The organism is Actinoallomurus vinaceus (assembly GCF_039542055.1).
In the GTDB taxonomy this organism is placed as follows: domain Bacteria; phylum Actinomycetota; class Actinomycetes; order Streptosporangiales; family Streptosporangiaceae; genus Actinoallomurus; species Actinoallomurus vinaceus.
In genome coordinates, this window is sequence record NZ_BAABHK010000001.1 from 1156778 (window position 1) to 1178583 (window position 21806).

19 protein-coding genes are annotated in these 21806 nt (G+C 70.8%); 16 read left to right on the top strand and 3 right to left on the bottom strand.

The genetic code is table 11. The features are described from left to right. Positions 1-51: 51 nt before the first annotated feature. The gene (gene galE, locus ABEA24_RS05395; RefSeq protein ID WP_345429488.1) at positions 52-999 is read right to left on the bottom strand and encodes a UDP-glucose 4-epimerase GalE; all 948 of its coding nucleotides are present in this window, start codon (positions 997-999) and stop codon (positions 52-54) included. Between the two features lie 113 nt (positions 1000-1112). Between galE and ABEA24_RS05400 the strand changes: the two genes are divergently transcribed. Genes ABEA24_RS05400 through ABEA24_RS05415 form a run of 4 tightly spaced genes read left to right on the top strand, consistent with a single transcriptional unit; the run spans position 1113 to position 4963 of the window. After that, positions 1113-2402, top strand: coding sequence for a hemolysin family protein (locus ABEA24_RS05400; protein ID WP_345429489.1), 1290 nt, complete (start codon positions 1113-1115; stop codon positions 2400-2402). Positions 2403-2414: 12 nt separating this feature from the next. Then, positions 2415-3443 carry a tryptophan--tRNA ligase gene (trpS, locus tag ABEA24_RS05405; protein WP_345429490.1) on the top strand — a complete coding sequence of 343 codons (1029 nt, stop codon included), beginning with the start codon at positions 2415-2417 and terminating at the stop codon, positions 3441-3443. Continuing rightward, a complete protein-coding gene (locus ABEA24_RS05410; RefSeq protein ID WP_345429491.1) occupies positions 3436-3978 on the top strand; it encodes a 2'-5' RNA ligase family protein in 543 nt (180 codons plus the stop codon). Before trpS ends, ABEA24_RS05410 begins: the two co-directional genes overlap by 8 nt. 49 nt (positions 3979-4027) lie before the next feature. Next, complete coding sequence (locus ABEA24_RS05415) at positions 4028-4963, top strand: YihY/virulence factor BrkB family protein (protein WP_345429492.1); 936 nt, start codon at positions 4028-4030, stop codon at positions 4961-4963. 91 nt (positions 4964-5054) lie between these two features. On the opposite strand, the gene ABEA24_RS05420 is transcribed toward ABEA24_RS05415, so the two are convergent. Beyond that, complete coding sequence (locus ABEA24_RS05420) at positions 5055-6827, bottom strand: D-alanyl-D-alanine carboxypeptidase family protein (protein ID WP_345429493.1); 1773 nt, start codon at positions 6825-6827, stop codon at positions 5055-5057. Between the two features lie 67 nt (positions 6828-6894). Here ABEA24_RS05420 and ABEA24_RS05425 point away from each other — a divergent pair, with 67 nt between their 5' ends. The 11 genes from ABEA24_RS05425 (at position 6895) to ABEA24_RS05475 (ending at position 19470) form a co-directional block, all read left to right on the top strand. Continuing rightward, the gene (locus ABEA24_RS05425) at positions 6895-7032 is read left to right on the top strand and encodes a hypothetical protein (protein ID WP_345429494.1); all 138 of its coding nucleotides are present in this window, start codon (positions 6895-6897) and stop codon (positions 7030-7032) included. Between the two features lie 202 nt (positions 7033-7234). After that, positions 7235-8848: an acyl-CoA mutase large subunit family protein gene (locus ABEA24_RS05430; protein WP_345429495.1), complete on the top strand. Its 1614-nt coding sequence runs from the start codon at positions 7235-7237 to the stop codon at positions 8846-8848. Positions 8849-8999: 151 nt separating this feature from the next. Then, on the top strand, positions 9000-9779 hold the full coding sequence (locus ABEA24_RS05435) for a maleylpyruvate isomerase family mycothiol-dependent enzyme (RefSeq protein ID WP_345429496.1): 780 nt from the start codon (positions 9000-9002) through the stop codon (positions 9777-9779). Between the two features lie 275 nt (positions 9780-10054). After that, the gene (locus ABEA24_RS05440) at positions 10055-11221 is read left to right on the top strand and encodes a glutamate--cysteine ligase (RefSeq protein ID WP_345429497.1); all 1167 of its coding nucleotides are present in this window, start codon (positions 10055-10057) and stop codon (positions 11219-11221) included. A 19-nt stretch (positions 11222-11240) separates the two neighbouring features. Next, positions 11241-12470, top strand: coding sequence for an amidohydrolase (locus tag ABEA24_RS05445; protein ID WP_345429498.1), 1230 nt, complete (start codon positions 11241-11243; stop codon positions 12468-12470). 291 nt (positions 12471-12761) lie between these two features. Beyond that, positions 12762-13808 carry a BMP family lipoprotein gene (locus tag ABEA24_RS05450; protein WP_345429499.1) on the top strand — a complete coding sequence of 349 codons (1047 nt, stop codon included), beginning with the start codon at positions 12762-12764 and terminating at the stop codon, positions 13806-13808. Positions 13809-13883: 75 nt separating this feature from the next. Next, positions 13884-15404, top strand: a complete 1521-nt coding sequence (locus ABEA24_RS05455; protein WP_345429500.1) for an ABC transporter ATP-binding protein — start codon at positions 13884-13886, stop codon at positions 15402-15404. Then, a complete protein-coding gene (locus ABEA24_RS05460; RefSeq protein ID WP_345429501.1) occupies positions 15401-16495 on the top strand; it encodes an ABC transporter permease in 1095 nt (364 codons plus the stop codon). The genes ABEA24_RS05455 and ABEA24_RS05460 overlap by 4 nt, the downstream gene beginning before the upstream one ends. A gap of 43 nt (positions 16496-16538) precedes the next feature. Next, complete coding sequence (locus tag ABEA24_RS05465) at positions 16539-17795, top strand: ABC transporter permease (RefSeq protein WP_425551151.1); 1257 nt, start codon at positions 16539-16541, stop codon at positions 17793-17795. Then, entirely contained in the window at positions 17795-18193 is a 399-nt protein-coding gene (locus tag ABEA24_RS05470; protein WP_345429504.1) for a cytidine deaminase, read from the top strand. Before ABEA24_RS05465 ends, ABEA24_RS05470 begins: the two co-directional genes overlap by 1 nt. Then, on the top strand, positions 18190-19470 hold the full coding sequence (locus ABEA24_RS05475) for a thymidine phosphorylase (protein WP_345429505.1): 1281 nt from the start codon (positions 18190-18192) through the stop codon (positions 19468-19470). The genes ABEA24_RS05470 and ABEA24_RS05475 overlap by 4 nt, the downstream gene beginning before the upstream one ends. A 22-nt stretch (positions 19471-19492) precedes the next feature. On the opposite strand, the gene ABEA24_RS05480 is transcribed toward ABEA24_RS05475, so the two are convergent. Next, positions 19493-19783, bottom strand: a complete 291-nt coding sequence (locus ABEA24_RS05480) for a DUF4190 domain-containing protein (protein WP_345429506.1) — start codon at positions 19781-19783, stop codon at positions 19493-19495. Positions 19784-19913: 130 nt separating this feature from the next. Here ABEA24_RS05480 and ABEA24_RS05485 point away from each other — a divergent pair, with 130 nt between their 5' ends. Next, positions 19914-21782, top strand: a complete 1869-nt coding sequence (locus ABEA24_RS05485) for a Xaa-Pro dipeptidyl-peptidase (protein ID WP_345429508.1) — start codon at positions 19914-19916, stop codon at positions 21780-21782. The last annotated feature ends 24 nt before the right edge of the window (positions 21783-21806 follow it).

A 21806-nucleotide genomic window follows, 5' to 3' on the forward strand; every position in this document is an offset into this window, starting at 1 on the left:
AGGGACACGGCGGCGGTCGTCGCACCGCCGCCCGTGCCCTGACCACCGCTTTCACCGCCGCGCGAACGCCCAGGCGTCCGTGACCATCGCCCGCAGGTCCCGCTCGGGCTTCCAGCCGAGCCGGTCGGAGATCTTGGTGGAGGAGGCGATCAGCACGGCCGGGTCGCCGGGCCGCCGCGGGCTCTCCACCGCCGGGATCTCGTGCCCGGTCACCTCGCGGCACACGCCGATGACCTCGCGGACCGAGTAACCCGAGCCGCTGCCCAGGTTGAAGATCTCGTGCGTTCCCGGCGCGCAGGCGTCGAGGGCCAGCAGGTGGGCCTCGGCGAGGTCGACGACGTGGATGTAGTCGCGGACGCAGGTGCCGTCCGGGGTGGCGTAGTCGGTGCCGAAGACCGCGACCGACTCGCGCTCGCCGAGCGGCACCTTCAGCACGTTGGGGATGATGTGGGTCTCGACGGTGTGCCGCTCTCCGTAGCGGCCGTAGGCGCCCGCGACGTTGAAGTAGCGCAGGCTCACCCCGCCGAGGCCGTACATCCGGGCGTACTCCGCGAGCGTCGTGTCGATGGCGAGCTTCGAGGCGCCGTACGGATTGGTCGGACGGGTCGGGTCGGTCTCCAGGATCGGCGTGCGCTCGGGCTCGCCGTAGGTCGCGGCGGTGGAGGAGAACACGATGCGCGGCGTCCCGTGCGTCCGCATCGCGTCCAGCAGGGCCAGCGACTCGCCGAGGTTCTTGTCCCAGTACAGGCCAGGCTTCTCGACCGACTCGCCGACCAGGGACTTGGCCGCGAAGTGCAGGACGCCGTCGAACCCCTCGGAAAGGGTCTCGTGCGCCGCCTCCCGCAGCGTGCCGCGCACCAGCCGCGCCCCGTCCGCGACCGCGTCGGCGTGCCCGGTCGAGAGGTCGTCCAGCACGACCACCTCGTGCCCGGCCTCCAGCAGCCTGGCCGAGACCACGCTGCCGATATAGCCGGCGCCCCCCGTGACAAGAAGTTTCATCGGACCTCCAGCGAGAATGAACCTGTACGCTTTCAGCTCTAATCTTTCCGAACAACCCGACTGGACATGGACGACCCACATAGTCTTGGGCGTTTCTCATGAGGGAAACGCTGGTGAGCGCCGCGATCGTCCTCGCGCTCATTCTCGTCGAGGGCCTTTTCGTGGCCTCCGAGATCGCTCTCGTCTCGCTGCGCGACAGCCAGGTCCGCCGGATCGCCGATCGCGGTCGGCGCGGCCAGGCGGTGGCGAGGCTCGTCGGCGATCCCAACCGCTTCCTGGCCGTGGTGCAGATCGGTGTCACGCTCACGGCCCTGCTGTCCTCGGCCTACGGCGCGATCACGCTCTCCGAGACGGCCAAGAAGGCCCTGATCCGGCAGGGGATGTCCGACGGGATCGCCGGGTTCATCGGCGTCGTCGGCGTCACCCTGATCATCTCCTACGTCACGCTGGTCGTCGGCGAGCTGGCGCCCAAGCGCCTCGGCCTGCAGCGGGCCGAGGGCACCGCGCAGATGGTGGCGCCGTTCCTCGACCGGATGGCGAAGGGGGCGCGGCCGGTCATCTGGCTGCTGTCGAAGTCGACCAACGTCATCGTCCGCATGCTCGGCGGCGACCCGAACACCTCCCGTGAGGCGATCACCGCCGAGGAGATCCGCGCGCTCGTGGCCGGCACCACTGAGATCGCCCCGGACGAACGGAGCCTGATCGAGGAGGTGTTCGGCGCCGGGGAGCGCCAGCTGCGCGAGGTGCTGGTGCCGCGCACCGAGGTGGAGTTCCTCGACGCGTCGACGCCGCTGGCCAAGGCCGCGCACACGACCACGGGCAGCCCGCACTCCCGGTACCCCGTCTACCGCGACTCCCACGACGACGTGATCGGGTTCGTGCACGTCCGGGACCTGCTCGATCCGCAGCTCTCCGGGCGCTCCACGCCGGTCGGCGAGCTGGTCCGGCCCGTCCTGTACCTGCCCGCGAGCAAGCGGGTGCTGGCCGCGCTGTCGGAGATGCGGCGCGAGGGCCACCATCTGGCGATCGTCGTCGACGAGTACGGTGGAACGGCGGGGATCGTCACCCTCGAAGACCTCGTCGAGGAGCTCATCGGCGACATCCGCGACGAGTACGACGTGGAGGACGACCACGCTCGCCGGCTGCACGGCGGCGCGCTGGAGGTCGACGGCCTGCTCAACCTCGACGCGTTCGCCGACGAGACCGGCCTGGAGCTGCCCGAAGGGCCGTACGAGACGGTCGCGGGCTACCTCATGGCCGTGCTCGGGCACCTGCCGCAGGTCGGCGAGAACGTCGAGGTCGACGGGCATCGCCTCACCGTCACCGAGGTGGACGGCAGACGCGTGTCGCGGGTCCGCCTCACCCCGCCGCCCGCCTCCCCGGCGGACGCCGACGAATCCTGAGAGAATCCACGTATGCCCATCGAGCCCAGCACGTCCACGGCGCGCCGGCGGGTCCTGTCCGGCATCCAGCCGACCGCCGACTCCTTCCACCTCGGCAACTACCTCGGCGCGCTCCGTCAGTGGGTCGCCCTGCAGGACACCCACGACGCGTTCTACTGCATCGTCGACCTGCACGCCATCACGGTGGAGCACGACCCGGAGGCGTTGCGGCGGCGCACGCGGGTGGCCGCGGCGCAGCTGTTCGCGATCGGCCTGGACCCGGAGCGCAGCACGGTCTTCGTGCAGAGCCAGGTGCCCGAGCACACGGAGCTGCAGTGGGTGATGGCCTGCCTCACCGGGTTCGGCGAGGCCAGCCGGATGACGCAGTTCAAGGACAAGACCGCCAAGCAGGGCGTGTCCGCGGCGTCCGTCGGGCTGTTCACGTACCCGATCCTGCAGGCCGCCGACATCCTGCTCTACCAGGCCGACCAGGTGCCGGTCGGGGAGGACCAGCGGCAGCACCTCGAGCTGACCCGGACGCTCGCGCAGCGGTTCAACCACCGCTTCGGCGAGACCTTCGTCGCGCCCGAGGCGTACATCCCCAAGGCCACCGCGAAGATCACCGATCTGCAGGAGCCGACGGCGAAGATGAGCAAGTCCTCGTCCTCGCCGCAGGGCATCCTCGACCTGCTGGACGAGCCGGGCCCGCTGCGCAAGAAGATCATGCGGGCGGTCACCGACACCGGCACGGAGATCAAGGCCGACGAGGTCGGCAAGCCCGGCGTCACCAACCTCCTGCGGATCCACTCCGCGCTGTCCGGCACCTCCATCGAGGACCTCGAGCGCCACTTCGAAGGCCAGGGGTACGGCGCGCTGAAGAAGGAGCTCGCCCAGATCGTCCTCGACACCTTCGAGCCGATCCGCGAGCGCACCGGCAAGCTGCTCGCCGACGAGGCGCAGCTCGACCGGATGCTGTCCGTCGGCGCCGACCGCGCCCGCGAGGTGGCCGGGCGGACCATGGAGACCGTACGCGACCGGGTGGGGTTCCTGGGCCGTGCCTGACGCCGAGGAGCGCACGATCGGAGTGGCCGTCGCCATCCCCGAGCCGTACGGTCCGGAGCTGCAGCGCCGCCGCGCGTCGTTCGGCGACCCGCTGGCCGCGTCCATCCCGACGCACATCACGCTGGTGCCGCCGACGCGGGTGCCGGTCGCCGAGCTCGGTGACATCCAGGCGCACCTGCGCGCGGCGGCCCAGGGCGAACACCCCTTCGACATCCACCTGCGGGGCACCGGCACCTTCCGGCCCGTGTCCCCGGTGGTGTTCGTGGCGCTCGCGGAGGGCATCGCCGACTGCGAGCGCCTCGAGCGCAAGGTCCGCCGGGGCCCGCTCGCCGTCGAGCGCGCCTTCCCGTACCACCCGCATGTGACGATCGCTCACCACCTCGCCGACGACGTGCTGGACCGGGCGTTCAAGGAACTGGCCTACTACGAGGCCAAGTTCCGGGTGCGCGCCTTCTGGCTGTACGAGCACGGGGCGGACGGTGTGTGGCGGCCCCGGCGGCACTTCCCGTTCGGCGGCCGTGCGGACGTCTCATGAACGTTCACGCGCGGTGAATCTTTTCCCGTTACGCGGGTAGTGCCCCACCATGGCGCCGCTGATCGGTGGGGTGCAGCGAGGGGTCACATCGATAGAGGAGCGCGGCAAGGCGTTCCTGCGCGGGCTGCGGGCCCGCTGGGCGTGGTTCGACCATCTGGGCCGGGCCTACGACCGGTATCAGGGCTGCCGCGGCAATCGGCTGGCGGCCGCCCTCACCTTTTACGGGTTCCTGTCCTTCTTCCCACTGGTCGCACTGGCCTTCGCCGTCATGGGGTACGCCGTCGCGATCAGCCCCGGAGCCCGCGAGTACGTCACCAAGGCGATCTACGAGGTCCTGCCCGGCATCGCCGACCGGCTCCCCGTGCAGCAGATCGCCGACGCCAAGGCGGGCGCGAGCGTGTTCGCGCTGATCGGCCTGTCCTGGAGCGGCCTGGGCTGGATCGGCGTCTGGCGCGAGTTCCTGCGCACGATGTGGAAGGGCAGCCCGGAGGACGACATCAACCCCGTCCTCAAGAAGCTCGCGGACCTGGCCGTCCTGCTCGTCCTCGGCCTGACCCTGCTCGCCTCTGTCGCCCTCTCGGGGCTGGCGACCTCGGCGACCCACGCCGTCCTCCACTGGGCGGGGCTGGCTCGGGTGGCCGGGGCCGGCACGCTCCTCCGGCTGGTCGCGATCGGCGTCGCCATCGCCGCGAACACCTTCCTCTTCCTCGTCCTGTTCTCCCGCCTGTCGGGCACCCGCGCGCCCTGGCGGCGGCTCCTGCGCGGCTGTCTGTTCGGCGCCGTGGGCTTCGAGGCGCTGAAGCTGATCGGCACCTACCTCGTCGGGCACGTCATGCGGAACCCGCTGTACGCGTCGTTCGCCGTGATCGTCGGCCTGCTGATCTGGATCAACGTCGTGTCGCGGTTCATCCTGTTCGCCGCGGCGTGGACGGCGACGCGCCGGGTGGTGCTGAAGGCGGACGAGCCCCAGACCGCCGACGTCTGACGGCACGTCGACCGCGGGGCGCACGGCTCCGCCGACGAACGCGCCGTCCAGGAGGGTGTCCGGTGGCGGAGATCCACCGGACACCCCTCAGTCAGTCCCGGCTTCCTGCCTCGGTCGCGTCGTCGTCCACCGCCCGCGACGGCGCGGTGTCCGGCCCGTCCACCGCCCGTGAGGGCGCCGTGTCCGGGCCGTCCAGCGGCTCGAACGGCCCCCGCGGATTCACGCCCGCCTCCCCGCCGTCGCCGGCCACGGCCCGTACCGGCGATACGCCGTCCTGGACGGTCCGCTCGGCGTCCGCGGCCCCGAAGGCCGCGTCGACCTCCGTCCGCTCGGCCTCGCCGATCGCCGGCTCCTCCTCGCGTACGGTGCGCTCGGCGTCCCCCGGGTTCCGGTCCTCGTCGAGCACGGTGCGCTCGGCGTCGTCCCACCCGGCCGGGGCCTCGTCGTCCCGCCGGTCGGCGGTCTCCTCGCGGTGGCGGTCGGACGCCCACCTGCCGTCCACGGGCTGCACCGGGTTCGGCGCCGTCTGCCCGGCGGACGAGCTCTCGCCACCGGAGGACCGCGGGGCGCCCGCGACCTTGACGTCGCCCGGATGAGGAAGCCCGGGGTCGGCGCCCTCATCGGTATCCGGTGCGTCCGGGTCGGGCGGCGCGGCCGTCTCCGGAGTGAAGGTGCGGACGTGGCCGCCGCTGGGCAGCGGCGGCGGTGGCGCGCCGACGAGCGCCGCGCGCCGGCGACGGCGCACGCCGATCGTCAGCCCGACGACGATCGCCAGGAGGGCGGCGCCCCCGCCTCCGGCGAGGCCGAACTTCCGCCAGTCGGGGCCGCCGGCGGGGGAGACGTGGACGATCTGCGGTCGCTTCGCCGCGACCGGGGCGGTCTTCTTCGGCTGCGGCGGCGGGATCGGATCCACGAGCGTCCCGACCGAGCCGGCCTTCGCCCGCTCGTCGAAGCCCCAGTCCAGCAGGGACCGGGCGTCGTCCCAGAAGTCGGACTGGGCGTGCATCAGCGAGATGATGATCGTGTGGCCGTTTCGGGTGGCGGCTCCGACGAAGCTGCCGGACGCGTGGCTGGTCCAGCCGTTCTTACCGCCGATCATTCCGCGGTAGGGCTTGCTGCCGATGAGCAGGTGGTCGTGCGTGCCGATCTGGTAGCCGCCGGTCTTCTTGCCCTTCGCCCGCTCCTTCTTGTCCGGGGGAGCCGGCCAGTCGTAGAGCGTCGCACCGACGTACTTGCGGAAGTCGGGCTGGGTCAGGCCCTGCTTCATGATCAGCGCGAGGTCGTACGCGGAGCTGTGCTGCTGCGCGAGCGTGAGCGGCGGGTCGTCGTCGAGGCCGTTGGGCGTCCGGGCGACTGTGTCCAGGGCCTGGATCCGGTGGGCCTCGGCGTTCATCTGGTCGATGGACGGATTGAGGCCGCCGTTCGCCTCGCACAGCGCGATGGCCGCGTCGTTCCCGGACTGCATGAGCAGCCCGTGGAACAGGTCGCGCACGCTGTACTTCCACTTGGTGTCCATGCCGACCGCCGAGCCGGACGCGTTGACCGCGTTCTGGGACGGCTTCATCTCCTTGGCCGGATCCAGGCGCGGGATCAGCGTGATCGCGGTAAGCGTCTTCAGCGTGCTGGCGGGCCGGTAGTGGCCGTGCGGGTCCTTCGCCGCCAGGATCCGTCCCGTCTCCAGATCCGCGATGACGTACGACGACGCCTGGATGTGCGGCGGGGCGGACGCCCCGGAGGACTTGTCCCAGAGGTAGCCGTGACCGCTCAACCCAGGACCGCCGACGACCGTGTCGGCCTGGGCCGGCGTGGCGTACAGCGGCACAGCACCCACGGAAAGGGTGAGGATGGCGATTAACGTTCGCATGGCGGCCCAACGGTAGACGACGGGTACGTGCACGACACAGGGGGTGTACCCCCAATAATGACGGCTGATGAAGCTCTCTCGGTTCGCCTCCGGTTTTATGATCGGCCTTGCCGCATTCATGATCGTCGAGTGGCCGATGCTTGCCAAGAACTTGGGCGGCGGCCCGGCTCGATCCACCGCGTTCTACGTGATCCACCGATTCTGATCTGTGTGAACATCGTCCTGGCCGTCGTGCTCGGGATCATCGGCCGGCGCGGGTGGAAGGCCGGCCGCGGTGTGAAGTAGGCCACCATGTAACCGAACGGCGATCGGTCGTACGATCGCACAAGGGCGAGGTGGAGCCGCGCACCCTTCGCCGCTGAGAGCGTTCCGGCAGGTCGGCGGCCTAATGGGAAGGTGATGACGGCATGCGTTCCGAGTCGGGGCTGCCGATCGAACGCGTCTACGGGCCCGAGGCGCTGGAGGGATTCGATCCCGCGGAGCGACTGGGCGAGCCGGGCGCGTTCCCCTTCACCCGCGGGGTGTACCCGACGATGTACACCCAGCGGCCGTGGACGATGCGGCAGTACGCCGGGTTCGGCACCGCCGCGGAGTCGAACCGCCGCTACCACCAGCTGATCGAGGCGGGCACCGCCGGCCTGTCGGTGGCCTTCGACCTGCCCACGCAGATGGGCTACGACTCCGACGCGGAGATCGCCCGCAGCGAGGTCGGCAAGGTCGGCGTCGCGATCGACTCGATCGAGGACATGCGCGTGCTGTTCGACGGCATCCCGCTCGGCGAGGTGTCGACGTCCATGACGATCAACGCGCCCGCGGCCGTGCTCCTGCTGCTCTACCAGCTCGTGGCCGAGGAGCAGGGCGTCCCCGCCGAGCGGCTCACCGGCACGATCCAGAACGACATCCTCAAGGAGTACATCGCGCGGGGCACCTACATCTTCCCGCCGAAGCCGAGCCTGCGCCTGGTCGCCGACACGTTCCGGTACTGCAAGGACGAGATCCCCAAGTGGAACACGATCTCGATCTCCGGCTACCACATGGCCGAGGCCGGGGCGACGCCCGTGCAGGAGATCGCGTTCACGCTCGCCAACGCCAAGGAGTACGTCCGGGCGGCCGTCGAGTCGGGGCTCGACGTCGACGCGTTCGCGCCGCGCCTGTCGTTCTTCTTCGTGGCCCGCACGACGCTGCTGGAGGAGGTCGCGAAGTTCCGCGCGGCCCGCCGGATCTGGGCGAACATCATGCGGGACGAGTTCGGGGCGAAGAACCCCAAGTCCCAGATGCTGCGGTTCCACACCCAGACCGCGGGCGTCCAGCTCACCGCCCAGCAGCCCGAGGTCAACCTCGTCCGCGTCGCGATCCAGGCGCTCGGCGCGGTCCTGGGCGGCACGCAGTCGCTGCACACCAACTCCTACGACGAGGCCATCGCGCTGCCCACGGAGAAGGCCGCCCGTCTCGCCCTGCGCACCCAGCAGGTGATCGCGCACGAGTCCGACCTGACGCGGACCGTCGACCCGTTCGCCGGGTCGTACGCCGTCGAGTCGATGACCGAGGAGATCGAGGAGGCCGCCCGCGCGCTCATCGACCAGGTCGAGGAGATGGGCGGGGCGGTCAACGCCATCGAGAAGAGCTTCCAGAAGGCCGAGATCGAGCGGTCGGCGTACCGCACGGCGCTGGAGATCGACGGTGGCGAGCGCGTCGTGGTCGGCGTGAACCGCTTCCGGACCGACGGCGAGGAGCCGTACGAGCCGCTGCGCGTGGACCCGGCCATCGGGGAGGCGCAGGCCGAGCGGCTGGCCCGCCTGCGCGCCGAACGCGACAACGACGAGGTCCGCCGCCGCCTCGACGACCTGCGCCACCTCGCGGAGAAGGAGGGCGAGCAGGCCGCGTCCGGTGACGTCTCCGCCGGCGACGGCAACCTGCTGTACCCGCTGAAGGAGGCGTTGCGGGCCCGCGCCACCGTCGGCGAGGTCTGCGACGCGCTGCGCGACGTCTGGGGGGTGTACGCCCCCGCCGACGCTTACTGAGCCGACGGTGACGAGCGAGCGGAGTGACCGGTGAGGAACGAGCCGGTCGCGGAGCGAGTGAGGAGCCGGAGGCGACCAGACGTGAACTGAGCGGCCCCATCCGTCCCCGTCGCGGGCCCCGCGTCGGGCGATGATCCCCCGGGAGCGACGCATGTCCGAGATGAGCGACGAGTGGCGGGCGAACATCGACGCCATGGAACAGACGGCCCGTTCGATGATCGCGCTGGGCGATGAGCTCGGCCCCTCCGACTGGGTCCGGCCGACCGACTGCCCCGGCTGGTCGGTCGTCGACCAGTACTCGCATATCGTGGGAATCGAGCGCTGGCTGCTCGGCGAGGCACCGGACGACGAGCCGCGGACGGCGGCCAACACCGCCCTCGACGTGGAGGCGTTCCGCTCCTGGCGGCCGGAGAAGGTCCTCGACGAGCTGCGCGGGGTGATCGACCGGCGGATCGCGGCGCTGCGATCGGGGGCGGTGGACCTGACGTCGGTGGTGACCACTCCGTTCGGCGCGCGGATGCCGTACGGCGACTTCATGGCGCACCGGGCGTTCGACGTGTGGATGCACGAACAGGACGCACGCCGCGCCACGGGGCGTTCCGGCAACCTGGACGGTCCCGCCGCGGAGGTCTCCGCGCGGATCCTCGGCGGCGCGCTGCCGTACGTCGTCGGCAAGCGGGCGGCGGCCGAGCCGGGCCGGACCGTGGTGGTCGAGGCGCCCGGGCGTCGCTGGTGCGTCGAGGTCGGCGCCGACGGCCGGGGCCGCTTCGCCGAGGAGCCACGCGAGCCGACCGTGCGGCTCCGCATGGAGTGGGAGACGTTCGTGCGGCTCGGCGGCGGCCGGGTGGACCCGTCCGAGGCCGACGTACGGATCACCGGCGACCGGGACCTCGCGGGCCGGGTGCTCGCGGGCATGTCCGTGACGCCGTAGTCAGGGGACACGGCTGAGGCTGATGATCAAAATGGTCATTAGTGAGGATTGCTCGTAGCCGGAACGGATGGCGGTGGTCGCTCGGTGGGTGCCCCAGAAGAGTCAACCGCGCATCGCGGGGCAAAGACCTCCGAAGACGGCACGCCGTCGACGGGCATGATGGTCACCGGATCGAGGCGATTTCGGTGGTCACCCGAGGCACCCGACGTGCTGGCCGAATTACGCCACACGAGCGGCATTAACCTGCAAGGATTGAGGGACGACGGAGGTTGGCCGTGGCCATCGAGTTCAACGCCTCGCGGGGCGCGACTCTGGGCGTCGAGTGGGAGCTTCAGCTCATCGACGACCAGACACGGTGCCTCCGTCAGGATGCCGGACAGGTGCTGGGGGCGCTGCCCGGGCTCAGTGAGGCCGAGCGCAATCCCAAGATCCGCCATGAGCTCATGGAGTCGACCGTGGAGATCGTCACCGACGTGTGCCACACGGTCTCCGAGGCGCGCGCCGACCTCGCCGCCACGATCGCCGAGCTGCGCTCCGTCGCCGAGCCGCGCGGCATCGGGCTGGCCTGCACGGGAACGCACCCGATCAGCGACTGGCGCGACGCGGAGATGGCGCCGATCCAGCGCTACGCCGAGCTCGTCGAGCAGTACCAGTGGCTGGCCCGGCGCATCCAGACGTTCGGCGTGCACGTCCATGTCGGCGTGCGCTCCGCCGACAAGGCCATCCCGATCGTGAACGCCCTGTCCGCCTATCTCCCGCACTTCCTCGCCCTCACCGCGTCGAGCCCGTTCTGGTGCGGCGACGACACGGGACTGGCCTCGAGCCGGGCCATCGTCTTCGGCGCGCTGCCCACCGCCGGCCCGCCGCACCTGCTGGCGGACTGGGCGGAGTTCGAGGCGTACATGGACACGCTGCTGCGCTCCAAGGCGATCAGGAGCATCAAAGAGGTCTGGTGGGACATTCGGCCGCATCCTGATTTCGGCACGATCGAGATCCGGATGTTCGACGGCATTCCGACGCTCCGCGAGGTCGGAATGGTCACGGCGCTGTGCCAGTGCCTCGTCGAACTCTTCGATCACCAGCTCGATCGCGGATACACTTTGCCCAGCCCAGCCGCATGGGTCGTACGCGACAACAAATGGCGAGCGACCCGGTACGGCCTGGACGCCATCGTGATCACCGACGATCAGGGGACGACCGCTCCGCTCCGCGACGAGTTGTACGAACTGGTCCGGGAGTTGGAGCCGATAGCGGACCGGCTCGGCTGCGCCGAAGATCTGAAGGTGCTCTCCGACGTCCTCGACCATGGCGCCTCCTATGAGCGGCAGCGTGCCATCGTCGCCGATGGCGGTGGCCTGGAGGACGTCGTTACCGCGGCTCTCACGGAGTTCCGGGAGGACCGGTTCGTCAATCCACGGGAGGTGACACATGCGGGGGCCTGAATTCCCCGGTAATGAGCCAGTGGGAGGAGGGCTGAGACCGCAACTCGACTCCTTTCTGGCCGAGCACGAGAACGATCTCATCGCCTTCCGCCGGGACATGCACATGCACCCGGAGCTCGGCTTCGCCGAGCACCGCACGACGCAGCGCCTCATCGAGGTGCTGACCGCGGCGGGGCTGCGGCCGAAGCGGCTGCCCAAGGGCACCGGCCTGATCTGCGACGTCGGCAACGGAGACGGGCCGGTCGTCGGCCTGCGCGCCGACATCGACGCGCTTCCCCTGGCCGACGAGAAGGACGTCCCCTACCGCTCGACGGTGCCCGGCGTCTGCCACGCCTGCGGCCACGACGTGCACACCACCATCCTGCTCGGGGTGGGGCAGTTCTTCGCCCGGCAGGCCGCGGCCGGTCTCGTGCCCGGACGGGTCCGCCTGATCTTCCAGCCGGCCGAGGAGACGCCGGGCGGCGCCCTGGACGTCCTGGCCGCCGGAGGCATCGCCGGAGTCGACCGCATCTTCGCCCTCCACTGCGACCCGCGCCTGGAGGTCGGCCGCCTCGGCCTGCGGGTCGGCCCCATCACCGCGGCCTGCGACAAGGTGAACGTCCGGGTCGCCGGACCGGGCGGCCACACCGCGCGCCCCCACCTCACCGCCGACCTGGTGTACGCCCTGGCCAAGATCGTCACCGAGCTGCCGGCGGCCCTGTCGCGGCGCGTCGACCCGCGCTCCAGCCTCAGCCTCGTGTGGGGCCGGGTGTCGGCCGGGTCGGTGGCCAACGCCATCCCCGACGACGGCATCGCCCAGGGGACCGTGCGCTGCCTCGACGAGGAGGCGTGGCACTCCGCGCCCGAGCTGATGAAGACCCTGCTCGACTCGGTGGCCAGCGCCTACGACGTGAAGGCCGAGCTGGACTACGTCCGCGGCGTCCCCCCGACGGTCAACGAGAAGACGAGCGTCGACATGTTCCGCACCGCCGTCGGCAGCGTCCTGGGCGAGGACGGCGCCACGGGCACCCCGCAGAGTCTCGGCGGTGAGGACTTCGGCTGGTTCCTCGAGTCGATCCCCGGCGCGCTCGCCCGCCTCGGCGTCGCGGCACCCGGCATGGCCGGAGGGTACGACCTGCATCGTGGCACCTTCGACGTGGACGAGCGGAGCATCGGCATCGGCGTGCGGATCATGGTCGCCACGGCGCTGACCGCGCTGTGGGAGAGCCGCGCCGACGCCACCGAGCCGATCGGCGAACCCGCCGCGTAACGATCACGTGTTCGTGGGTCGCTCGACCCTCCTCACTCGCTGCGCGGGCGGCTTCGTTCCTCAGCCGCCCACTCCGCTCGCTGCGTCGGGCTCGCTCGGGGCGGCCATGACCCCCGGCCGCCCCCGTACGTCCCCCTCTGACGGCCTGACCAGTGACGATGCGCTCTCGCCTTGATAACGGACGCGTTGCGACACGGTAGCTTTGGTCCGCTCAGCCCCTGGCTCCCACTAAGGTCCGAGAGATTCGTGCCAAGAAGCACATTTCGGGCGGGGCAAATTGGAGGAGCTACCTTGCGCCGTGCAGTGAAGATGACCGCCGTGGTCGCGAGCGCGGTGCTTGCACTGAGCGCTGCCGGCTGCGGCGGCAAGAAGGCCAGCACCGGCGGTGACGGTGGCGGCGACGGCAAGAAGTCCCTCAAGGTCGGTCTCGCGTACGACGTGGGCGGCCGTGGCGACAAGTCGTTCAACGACGCCGCGTACGCCGGTCTGCAGAAGGTCCAGAGCGACCTGAAGCTCGACGTCAAGGACATCGAGGCCAAAGAGGGCGAGAGCGACAACGACAAGATCCAGCGGCTGCAGCTGCTGGCTCAGTCGGGCTACAACCCGGTGATCGCGGTCGGCTTCGTGTACGCGACGGCGCTTGGCAAGGTCGCGCCGAAGTTCCCGAACACCAAGTTCGCCATCATCGACGACAACTCGGTCCAGCAGGCGAACGTCTCCGACCTGCTGTTCGCCGAGCAGGAGGGCTCCTACCTCGTCGGCGCCGCGGCGGCCAAGAAGTCCAAGACCGGCAACATCGGCTTCATCGGCGGCGTCGAGACCCCGCTGATCAAGAAGTTCGAGGCCGGGTACGTCGCGGGCGCCAAGAAGGTCAACCCGAGCGTCAAGATCCAGATCAAGTACATCTCCCAGCCGCCGGACTTCGGTGGCTTCAAGGACCCGGCCAAGGGCAAGACGATCGCCCAGGGCATGTACGACCAGGGCGCGGACGTGGTCTACGCGGCGGCGGGCCTGTCGGGCACCGGTTCGCTGCAGGCGGCCACCTCGCAAAAGAAGTGGTTCATCGGCGTCGACTCCGACCAGTACCAGACGGCGTCCGCGGACCAGAAGCCGTACGTGCTGACCTCGATGCTCAAGCGCGTGGACACCGCGGTGTTCAACTTCGTCAAGGACGTCGGCGACAACAAGTTCCAGAAGGGCGACCAGCGGTTCAGCCTCAAGAACGACGGCGTCGACTACTCCAAGTCGAACCCGTCGGCGCTGGGCGACCTGTCGGCCACCCTCGACGACCTGAAGCAGCAGATCGTCTCCGGAAAGATCACGCCGCCCGAGAAGTGACGGCGGTAAGGGCTCGGGCCCGGGTGGGCGGCCGTCGCGGCCTCCCTCCCGGGCCCACTGGCGCGGGAGCAGGGCATGTCCACGACTGAGCCGGCGGTCGAGCTGCACGGCATCACCAAGCGCTTCCCCGGCGTCGTGGCCAACCACGACATCGACATCACGGTCGCGGCGGGCACGGTGCACGCGATCGTCGGGGAGAACGGCGCGGGCAAGTCGACCCTGATGAAGATCCTCTACGGCATGCAGCGGCCGGACGAGGGGACGATCAAGGTCAATGGCGCGGTGGCGGATCTCCATTCGCCGTCCGACGCCATCGCACGCGGCATCGGCATGGTGCACCAGCACTTCATGCTCGCCGACAACCTCACCGTCCTGGAGAACGTCGTCCTCGGCGCGGAGAAGCTGCACGGCATCGGCGGCGGGGCGCGCAAGCGGATCCGGGAGATCTCCGACCAGTACGGCCTCGGCGTCGAGCCGGACCACCTGGTCGAGGACCTCGGCGTCGGCGCCCGCCAGCGCGTGGAGATCCTCAAGGTCCTCTACCGCGGGGCGAAGATCCTCATCCTCGACGAGCCGACCGCGGTCCTCGTGCCGCAGGAGGTCGACGAGCTCTTCGCCAACCTCGAAGACCTCAAGCGCGAGGGCCTGACCGTCATCTTCATCTCGCACAAGCTCGACGAGGTCCTCAAGGTCGCCGACGCGATCACGGTGATCCGCCGGGGCACCACCGTCGCCTCCGCCGATCCCACGGAGGTCTCCGCCCGGCAGCTGGCCGAGCTCATGGTCGGCAGCGAACTGCCGGTCCCCGAGCTGCGGGAGTCCACCGTGACCGACGTCCCGGTGCTGACCCTCGAGGACGTCACGGTCCGCAACGCGAGCGGCCGCGCCGTCGTCGACGACGTGTCCCTGACCATCCACGAGGGCGAGATCCTCGGCATCGCCGGCGTCGAGGGCAACGGCCAGGCCGAGCTCGTCGAGGCGATCATGGGCATGCTGCCGGTCGAGTCCGGCGTGATCCGGCTCGGCACGGAGGACCTGGTCGGCCGCTCGACCCGGCACCGCCGGGAGATGGGCATCGGGTTCATCCCCGAGGACCGGCACCGGCACGGCCTGCTGCTGGAGTCCCCGCTGTGGGAGAACCGCATCCTCGGCCACCAGACCCGCTCGCCCAACGTCAAGGGCCTCCTCATCGACCGCGCCGGCGCCCGCCGGGACACCGAGCGGATCGTCAAGGAGTACGACGTGCGGACCCCCGGCATCGACGTCACCGCGGCGTCCCTGTCCGGCGGCAACCAGCAGAAGCTCATCATCGGCCGGGAGATGTCCGGGGAGCCGAAGCTGCTGATCGCCGCGCACCCGACGCGCGGCGTCGACGTCGGCGCGCAGTCCGCGATCTGGGACCACCTGCGGCACGCCCGGGCCGAGGGCCTGGCGGTGCTGCTCATCTCCGCCGACCTCGACGAGCTGATCGGCATGTCGGACACCCTGCGGGTGATCCTGCGCGGCCGGCTCGTCGGCGAGGCCGACCCGGCCACCATCACCCCGGACGCACTCGGCTCCCTCATGACCGGCGCCGGAGAGGGGAGCGCGGCATGATCTCCAACCTGCTCGCGAAGTCGTACGCGCGGACGGCGGTCGCGGCGCTCGTCGCGCTCGTCTTCGCGATCGTCGTGACCTCGATCGTGCTGTCGGCGAGCGGGTTCAACCCGCCGTCGACGTTCCAGGCGATGTTCTCGTTCGGCAAGCAGCCCGACAGCGTCGTCAACACCGTGAACCGCGCGGCTACGTACTACCTGTCCGCGCTCGCCGTCGCGATCGGGTTCCGGATGAACCTGTTCAACATCGGCGTCGACGGCCAGTACCGCCTCGCGGCGATGCTCGCCGCCGCGGCGGGCGGCGCCTGGGCGCTGCCGGCCGGCCTGCACCAGCTCGTGATCATCCTCGTCGCGGCCGTCGTCGGCGGCGCGTGGGCGGGCATCGCCGCGATCCTCAAGGTGACGCGCGGCGTCAGCGAGGTCATCTCGACCATCATGCTGAACTTCATCGGCACCGGGGTGATCGCCTTCCTGCTCAGCCCGGACCGGCTCGCGGTGAAGGTCGCCGGCAGCAACAACATCGGCACCAAGCCGATCTCCTCCTCCGGCCGGGTGCCGGGGATCTCCTACCCGGGCAGCGACCTGCAGATCTACGGCCTGGTCTTCCTGGCGGTGCTGGCCGGTCTCGGCTTCTGGTTCATGATCAACAGGACGCGGTTCGGCTTCGACCTGCGGGCCACGGGCCTGTCCCAGAGCGCCGCGGTCGCCAGCGGCGTCGACGCCAAGCGCATGGTCGTCATCGCGATGGTCCTGTCCGGCGCGGTGGCCGGCCTCGTCGGCATGCCGCAGCTGCTCGGCGGGTCGTACTCCTACTCGCTGGACTTCCCGACCGGGATCGGCTTCACCGGCATCGGCATCGCGCTGCTCGGCCGGAACAACCCGGTCGGCATCGCGTTCGCGTCGTTGCTGTGGGCGTTCCTCGACCAGTCGTCGCAGATCCTCGAGTTCAACGACATCCCGAAGGAGATCGTCGCCATCACCCAGGCGGCCGTGCTGCTGTCGGTAGTCGTGGTGTACGAGATCGTCAACCGGGTGGGCCGGCGTGTGGACCAGCGGCGCGTCGCCGCGCAACTCGGCGAGGTGGCGGCGTGAACACGGCATACGGCTCTGAGCAGGCAGACGAGGTGGCAGCATGATTGACCAGGAGGTCCGTACGCCGACCCCGCGGACCGGCGGGGCACGCGCGGCGCGCGGCCGGCGGGCGCTGACCATCGGCCTCGGCGTCTTCGCGGCTCTCATCGCGCTGCGGCTGATCACCGGCGAGACCGACATCACCTCCAGCGGCACCATCAGCGCCACGCTCGGCCTCGCCGTGCCGATCGGGATGGCCGCGATGGGCGGCCTGTGGTCCGAACGCTCCGGCGTGGTCAACATCGGCCTCGAGGGCATGATGGTCTTCGGCACCTGGGGCGCGGCCTTCGCGGCGTACTTCAGCGGCAGTCCCTGGCTGGGCCTGCTCGGCGGGATCATCGCCGGAGCGGTGGGCGGCCTGTTGCACGCGGTGGCGACCGTGACGTTCGGGGTGGACCACATCGTCTCCGGCGTCGCGATCAACATCCTGGCGCCGGGCGTCACGCGCTACCTGTCGGACCTGCTCTTCACCCACGAGACCGGCGGCGGGGCCACCCAGTCGCCGCCCCTGCCGGACTTCCCCACGTGGAGCGTGCCCGGCGTCGGCGGTCCGCTGGGCGACCTCGAGAAGCACCACTGGTTCCTGATCTCCGACCTCGCGGGCATGGTCCGCGGGCTGCTGACGAACCTGTCCCCGGTGACCCTCATCGCGGCCGCGCTCATCCCGATCTCGTTCTTCCTGCTGTGGCGCACGGCGTTCGGCCTGCGGCTGCGGTCCTGCGGGGAGAACCCGCTCGCCGCCGAGTCGCTGGGCGTGAAGGTCTACACGATGAAGTACGCCGCGGTCGTGATCTCCGGGGCGTTCGCCGGGGTGGGCGGGACGTTCCTGGCCATGGTGGCGTCCTCCAACTACCAGGAGGGCCAGGTCAACGGCCGTGGCTTCATTGGCCTCGCCGCGATGATCTTCGGTAACTGGCGGCCGGGCGGCGTCGCGGCGGGCGCGGGCCTGTTCGGGTACACCGACGCGCTGCAGCTGCGTGGCGGCGCGGGCGCGGTGCACGCCATGCTCCTCCTGCTCGGCGTCGGCCTCCTGGCCCTGGCGGTCTGGCACGGCTACCAGCGCCGGATGGTCACGGCGGCGGTCTCGGCGGTCGTGGCGGTCGGCCTGCTCGCGTGGTTCTTCCTGACCGACGAGCTGCCGCGGGAGATCGTCACCTACAGCCCGCACATCACGACGCTGCTGGTGCTGGCCTTCGCGGCGCAGCGGCTGCGCATGCCGGTCGCCGACGGGCTGCGTTACCGTCGCGGAGGGGGACACTGATGGCCGACATCGACTGGGACGCCCTGCGGGAGGCGGCCCGTGCGGCGATGGCGAAGGCCTACGCGCCGTACTCGAACTTCCCGGTGGGCGCCGCCGGGCTGACCGACGACGGCCGCGTCGTCGCCGGCTGCAACGTGGAGAACGCCTCGTACGGCGTCGGCCTCTGCGCCGAGTGCGGCCTCGTCTCGGACCTGCACGGCACGGGCGGCGGCCGGCTGGTCGCCGTCGCCGTCGTGGGCCGCGACGGTACGCCGCTCATGCCGTGCGGGCGCTGCCGTCAGCTGCTGTGGGAGCACGGCGGCCCCGACATGCTGCTGGAGACCGTCCGTGGCATCCGGCCGATGCGCGAGGTGCTGCCCGACGCCTTCGGCCCCGACGATCTGGAGAACCGAGCGTGACCTTCGACGCCGTCGACGTCATCCGCACGAAGCGGAACCGCGGGGAGCTGTCCGACGCGCAGATCGACTGGACGATCGACGCCTACACCAAGGGCGTCATCGCCGACGAGCAGATGTCCGCCCTCGCGATGGCGATCCTGCTCAACGGCATGACCCGGCGTGAGGTCGCCCGCTGGACCGACGCGATGCTCCGCTCCGGCGAGCGGATGGACTGGTCCGGGCTCAGCCGCCCCACGACGGACAAGCACTCCACCGGCGGCGTCGGCGACAAGATCACGCTGCCGCTGGCGCCCACGGTGGCCGCCTGCGGCGCGGCCGTCCCGCAGCTGTCCGGACGCGGCCTCGGCCACACCGGCGGCACCCTCGACAAGCTCGAGTCGATCCCGGGCTGGCGGGCGTCGCTGTCCAACGAGGAGATGCTGTCCGTCCTCGACCGGGCCGGCGCGGTGGTGTGCGCGGCCGGCTCGGGCCTGGCCCCTGCCGACCGCAAGCTGTACGCCCTGCGCGACGTCACCGGCACGGTCGAGTCGATCCCGCTGATCGCCAGCTCGATCATGTCCAAGAAGATCGCGGAGGGCACGGGCGCGCTCGTGCTCGACGTCAAGGCCGGTTCCGGGGCGTTCATGAAGAGCGTCGAGGATGCCCGCGAGCTGGCCCGGACGATGGTCGACATCGGCACCGACCACGGGGTCAAGACCGTCGCGCTGCTGACCGCGATGGATACCCCGCTCGGCCGTACGGTCGGCAACGCCCTCGAGGTCGACGAGTCCGTCGAGGTCCTCGCGGGCGGCGGACCGGAGGACATCGTCGAGCTGACCGTCGCCCTGGCCCGCGAGATGCTGGCCGCGGCCGGCCTGACGGGCGCCAAGGACCCGGCCGACGCGCTCCGCGACGGCTCGGCGATGGACGCCTGGCGGAGCATGATCAGCGCGCAGGGCGGCGACCCGGACGCCCCGCTCCCGGTCGCGAAGGAGACCCACGAGGTCCTGGCGACGGAGTCCGGCGTGCTGGCCCGGCTCGACGCCTACGGCGTCGGCGTCGCGGCCTGGCGCCTCGGCGCCGGACGGGCGCGCAAGGAGGACCCGGTGGTCCACGCGGCGGGCATCGTCCTGCACGCCAAGCCCGGCGACACCGTACGGGCGGGGCAGCCGCTGATGACCCTCCACGCCGACGACCTGGCCCGCTTCGAGCGTGCGCTGGCCGCCCTCGAGGGGGCGTTCGCGGTGTCCTCCGCGGCGGTCTTTCCCGGGCCGCTACTGATCGACCGGATCGCCTGAGCGGCTGACGGACGCCCCCGGGTCAGCGGTTGCCGGTGGACGCGGCGGCGGCGATGAGGAGGATGACCACGATCACGAGCCCCAGGACGATGAGGGCCGTGCCGATCGCGCCCATCACGACGCCGGCCGTCGCCTGACCGTCGCCGCCGAGGTACCCGCCGCTCTCGCGGATCCGTCGCTTGGCCGACAGCCCCATGAACAGCGCGATGGGCGCCAGCAGGCCGCACAGCACGAGCCCGAGGATGCCGAGGACCATCGAGGTCGTCGCCCCACTGTCATCCTGCGGGGGCGGCGGAGCCGGGTACTGGTACATGAACCGCACCATAGACGAGCGGTCATGGGCCGTGTCCAGGAGTGGCCGAGTCAGTGTGGCCGGTTGACCGGTGTCGGACTTCCCCGGAAGGCTGACCGATGATCATTCGTCGGCGCCAGGGGAGCTGCTGATGCGGCCTCAACGGTTCATGATCCTCCTAGCGGGTGCGACCGGCCTTCTGGCCGGAGCGTTGCCGGCCGCGGCGGCCGAGCGCGCCGCTCCGCCCCACGTGGTGATCCGGGACGGCGTGACCCAGCCGGCCTTCTCCTTCCAGGACGCGATCCGCCAGACCGTCTACGTCGAGACGCCGGTCGACAGCGACCACGACGGTAAGAAGGACCGGGTGGCGGTGTTCGTGACCCGCCCCAAGGAGACCGACGCCGGCCTGAAGGTCGCCTCCATCCTCGAGGGCAGCCCGTACTTCAGCGGCACCATCGACGACCCGTACCACCCGGCCGACGTCACCGACTACCCGCGGCTCGCGCCCTGGTCGCCGTCGACCGCGCCGTGGACGCCGCCGAACTACAACAGGGTCTACTACGACAACTACTTCGTCTCCCGCGGCTACGCCGTCCTGGCGGCCAGCACCCTGGGCACCGGCGAGTCCGACGGCTGCCCCGGCGCGGTCAGCCCCGCCGAGACCACCGCCATGAAGACGGTCGTCCAGTGGCTGACCGGCAAGGCGAAGGCGTACGCCGCCGACGGCAGCCCCGTCACGGCGGGCTGGTCGACTCACAACGTGGCGATGGCCGGCAAGTCCTACGACGGCACCCTCCCGCTCGCCACCGCAGCCACCGGCGTCGCGGGTCTGAAGACCGTCGTGTCGATCTCCGGTGTCGCCAGCTGGTACGACTACTACCGCGGCAACGGCGGGGTGATCGCCCCCGGCGGGTACGAGGGCGAGGACGCCGACCTGCACGCCAAGGTCGTGCTGACCCGCAAGAACCCGGCCGCCTGCGCCGCCGCCATGCACGAGATCGAGAAGCGCATGGACCGGGTCAGCGGCGACTACAACGCCTTCTGGGACGAGCGGAACTTCGCCGAGGAGGCGGGCCGGTTCAAGGCGAGCGTCCTCGTCACCGGCGGCCTGAACGACTGGAACGTCAAACCGAACCAGTTCCTCAACCTCTGGCAGGCCCTCGGCCGCGCCGGGGTGCCGCGCAAGCTGTGGATCCACCAGGCGGAGCACGACGACCCGATCGACGTGCGCGGGCAGGCCTGGCTGGACACGGCGAACCGGTGGTTCGCGCACTGGCTGTACGGCGTCCCCAACGGCGTCATGTCCGAGCCGAAGGTCGACTTCGAACGCGCGCCCGGCCAGTGGACGACCGCCCCGGACTGGCCGGCGCCCGGCGCCCGCCCGGTCACCCTGCGCCTGGGCGGCGGCCAGCCCGGCACCCTCGGTGCCGGAGCGCCCGCCGGACAGCAGGGCTTCGTCGACGCGCCCGCCCGTACGGCCGAGCAGCTCACCGCCGAGCCCGACAAGGCGGACCCGAACCGGCTGATCTACCTCACCCCGAAGCTGGACAAGGCGCTGCGGCTCAGCGGCACCCCCGAGGTCCGGGTGAACGCCTCGGTGGACGGGAGGTCGCCGTACCTGTCGGCGCTGCTCGTCGACTACGGCACCGACACCCGCTTCGCCGACTTCGCCGCGACCGACCAGAAGTGGTGCTTCGGCGACAGCATCCCGGCCGACCCGGGCTGCCGGACCGTCAAGAAGTACGTGACGAAGGAGACGCCGTACCAGATCGTCACGCGCGGCTGGCTGGACGTGCGCAACCGCCACTCCGCGTCCCGGACGGAGCCGATCACGCCCGGCCGGGCGTACGCCTTCGACTGGAAGCTGGTGCCGTACGACTACGTCTTCAAGCCCGGCCACCGCATCGGCCTCGTGATCATGGCCACCGACCACGACTACACGCTGCGGTACCCGGCCGGTACGAAGGTCTCCGTCCGGCTCGGCGGCTCGACCCTGCGGCTACCCCTCACGACCGGCTGAACGCCGCCGTACGGGCCCCTCAGC

What these genes read in the sequence shown, in the direction of transcription:
- galE (WP_345429488.1), bottom strand. Translation starts at nt 999, where the DNA reads ATGAAACTTCTTGTCACGGGGGGCGCCGGCTATATCGGCAGCGTGGTC.
- trpS (WP_345429490.1), top strand. Translation starts at nt 2,415, where the DNA reads ATGCCCATCGAGCCCAGCACGTCCACGGCGCGCCGGCGGGTCCTGTCC.
- ABEA24_RS05415 (WP_345429492.1), top strand. Translation starts at nt 4,028, where the DNA reads ATGGCGCCGCTGATCGGTGGGGTGCAGCGAGGGGTCACATCGATAGAG.
- ABEA24_RS05420 (WP_345429493.1), bottom strand. Translation starts at nt 6,827, where the DNA reads ATGCGAACGTTAATCGCCATCCTCACCCTTTCCGTGGGTGCTGTGCCG.
- ABEA24_RS05425 (WP_345429494.1), top strand. Translation starts at nt 6,895, where the DNA reads ATGAAGCTCTCTCGGTTCGCCTCCGGTTTTATGATCGGCCTTGCCGCA.
- ABEA24_RS05430 (WP_345429495.1), top strand. Translation starts at nt 7,235, where the DNA reads ATGCGTTCCGAGTCGGGGCTGCCGATCGAACGCGTCTACGGGCCCGAG.
- ABEA24_RS05435 (WP_345429496.1), top strand. Translation starts at nt 9,000, where the DNA reads ATGTCCGAGATGAGCGACGAGTGGCGGGCGAACATCGACGCCATGGAA.
- ABEA24_RS05455 (WP_345429500.1), top strand. Translation starts at nt 13,884, where the DNA reads ATGTCCACGACTGAGCCGGCGGTCGAGCTGCACGGCATCACCAAGCGC.
- ABEA24_RS05460 (WP_345429501.1), top strand. Translation starts at nt 15,401, where the DNA reads ATGATCTCCAACCTGCTCGCGAAGTCGTACGCGCGGACGGCGGTCGCG.
- ABEA24_RS05470 (WP_345429504.1), top strand. Translation starts at nt 17,795, where the DNA reads ATGGCCGACATCGACTGGGACGCCCTGCGGGAGGCGGCCCGTGCGGCG.
- ABEA24_RS05480 (WP_345429506.1), bottom strand. Translation starts at nt 19,783, where the DNA reads ATGTACCAGTACCCGGCTCCGCCGCCCCCGCAGGATGACAGTGGGGCG.
- ABEA24_RS05485 (WP_345429508.1), top strand. Translation starts at nt 19,914, where the DNA reads ATGCGGCCTCAACGGTTCATGATCCTCCTAGCGGGTGCGACCGGCCTT.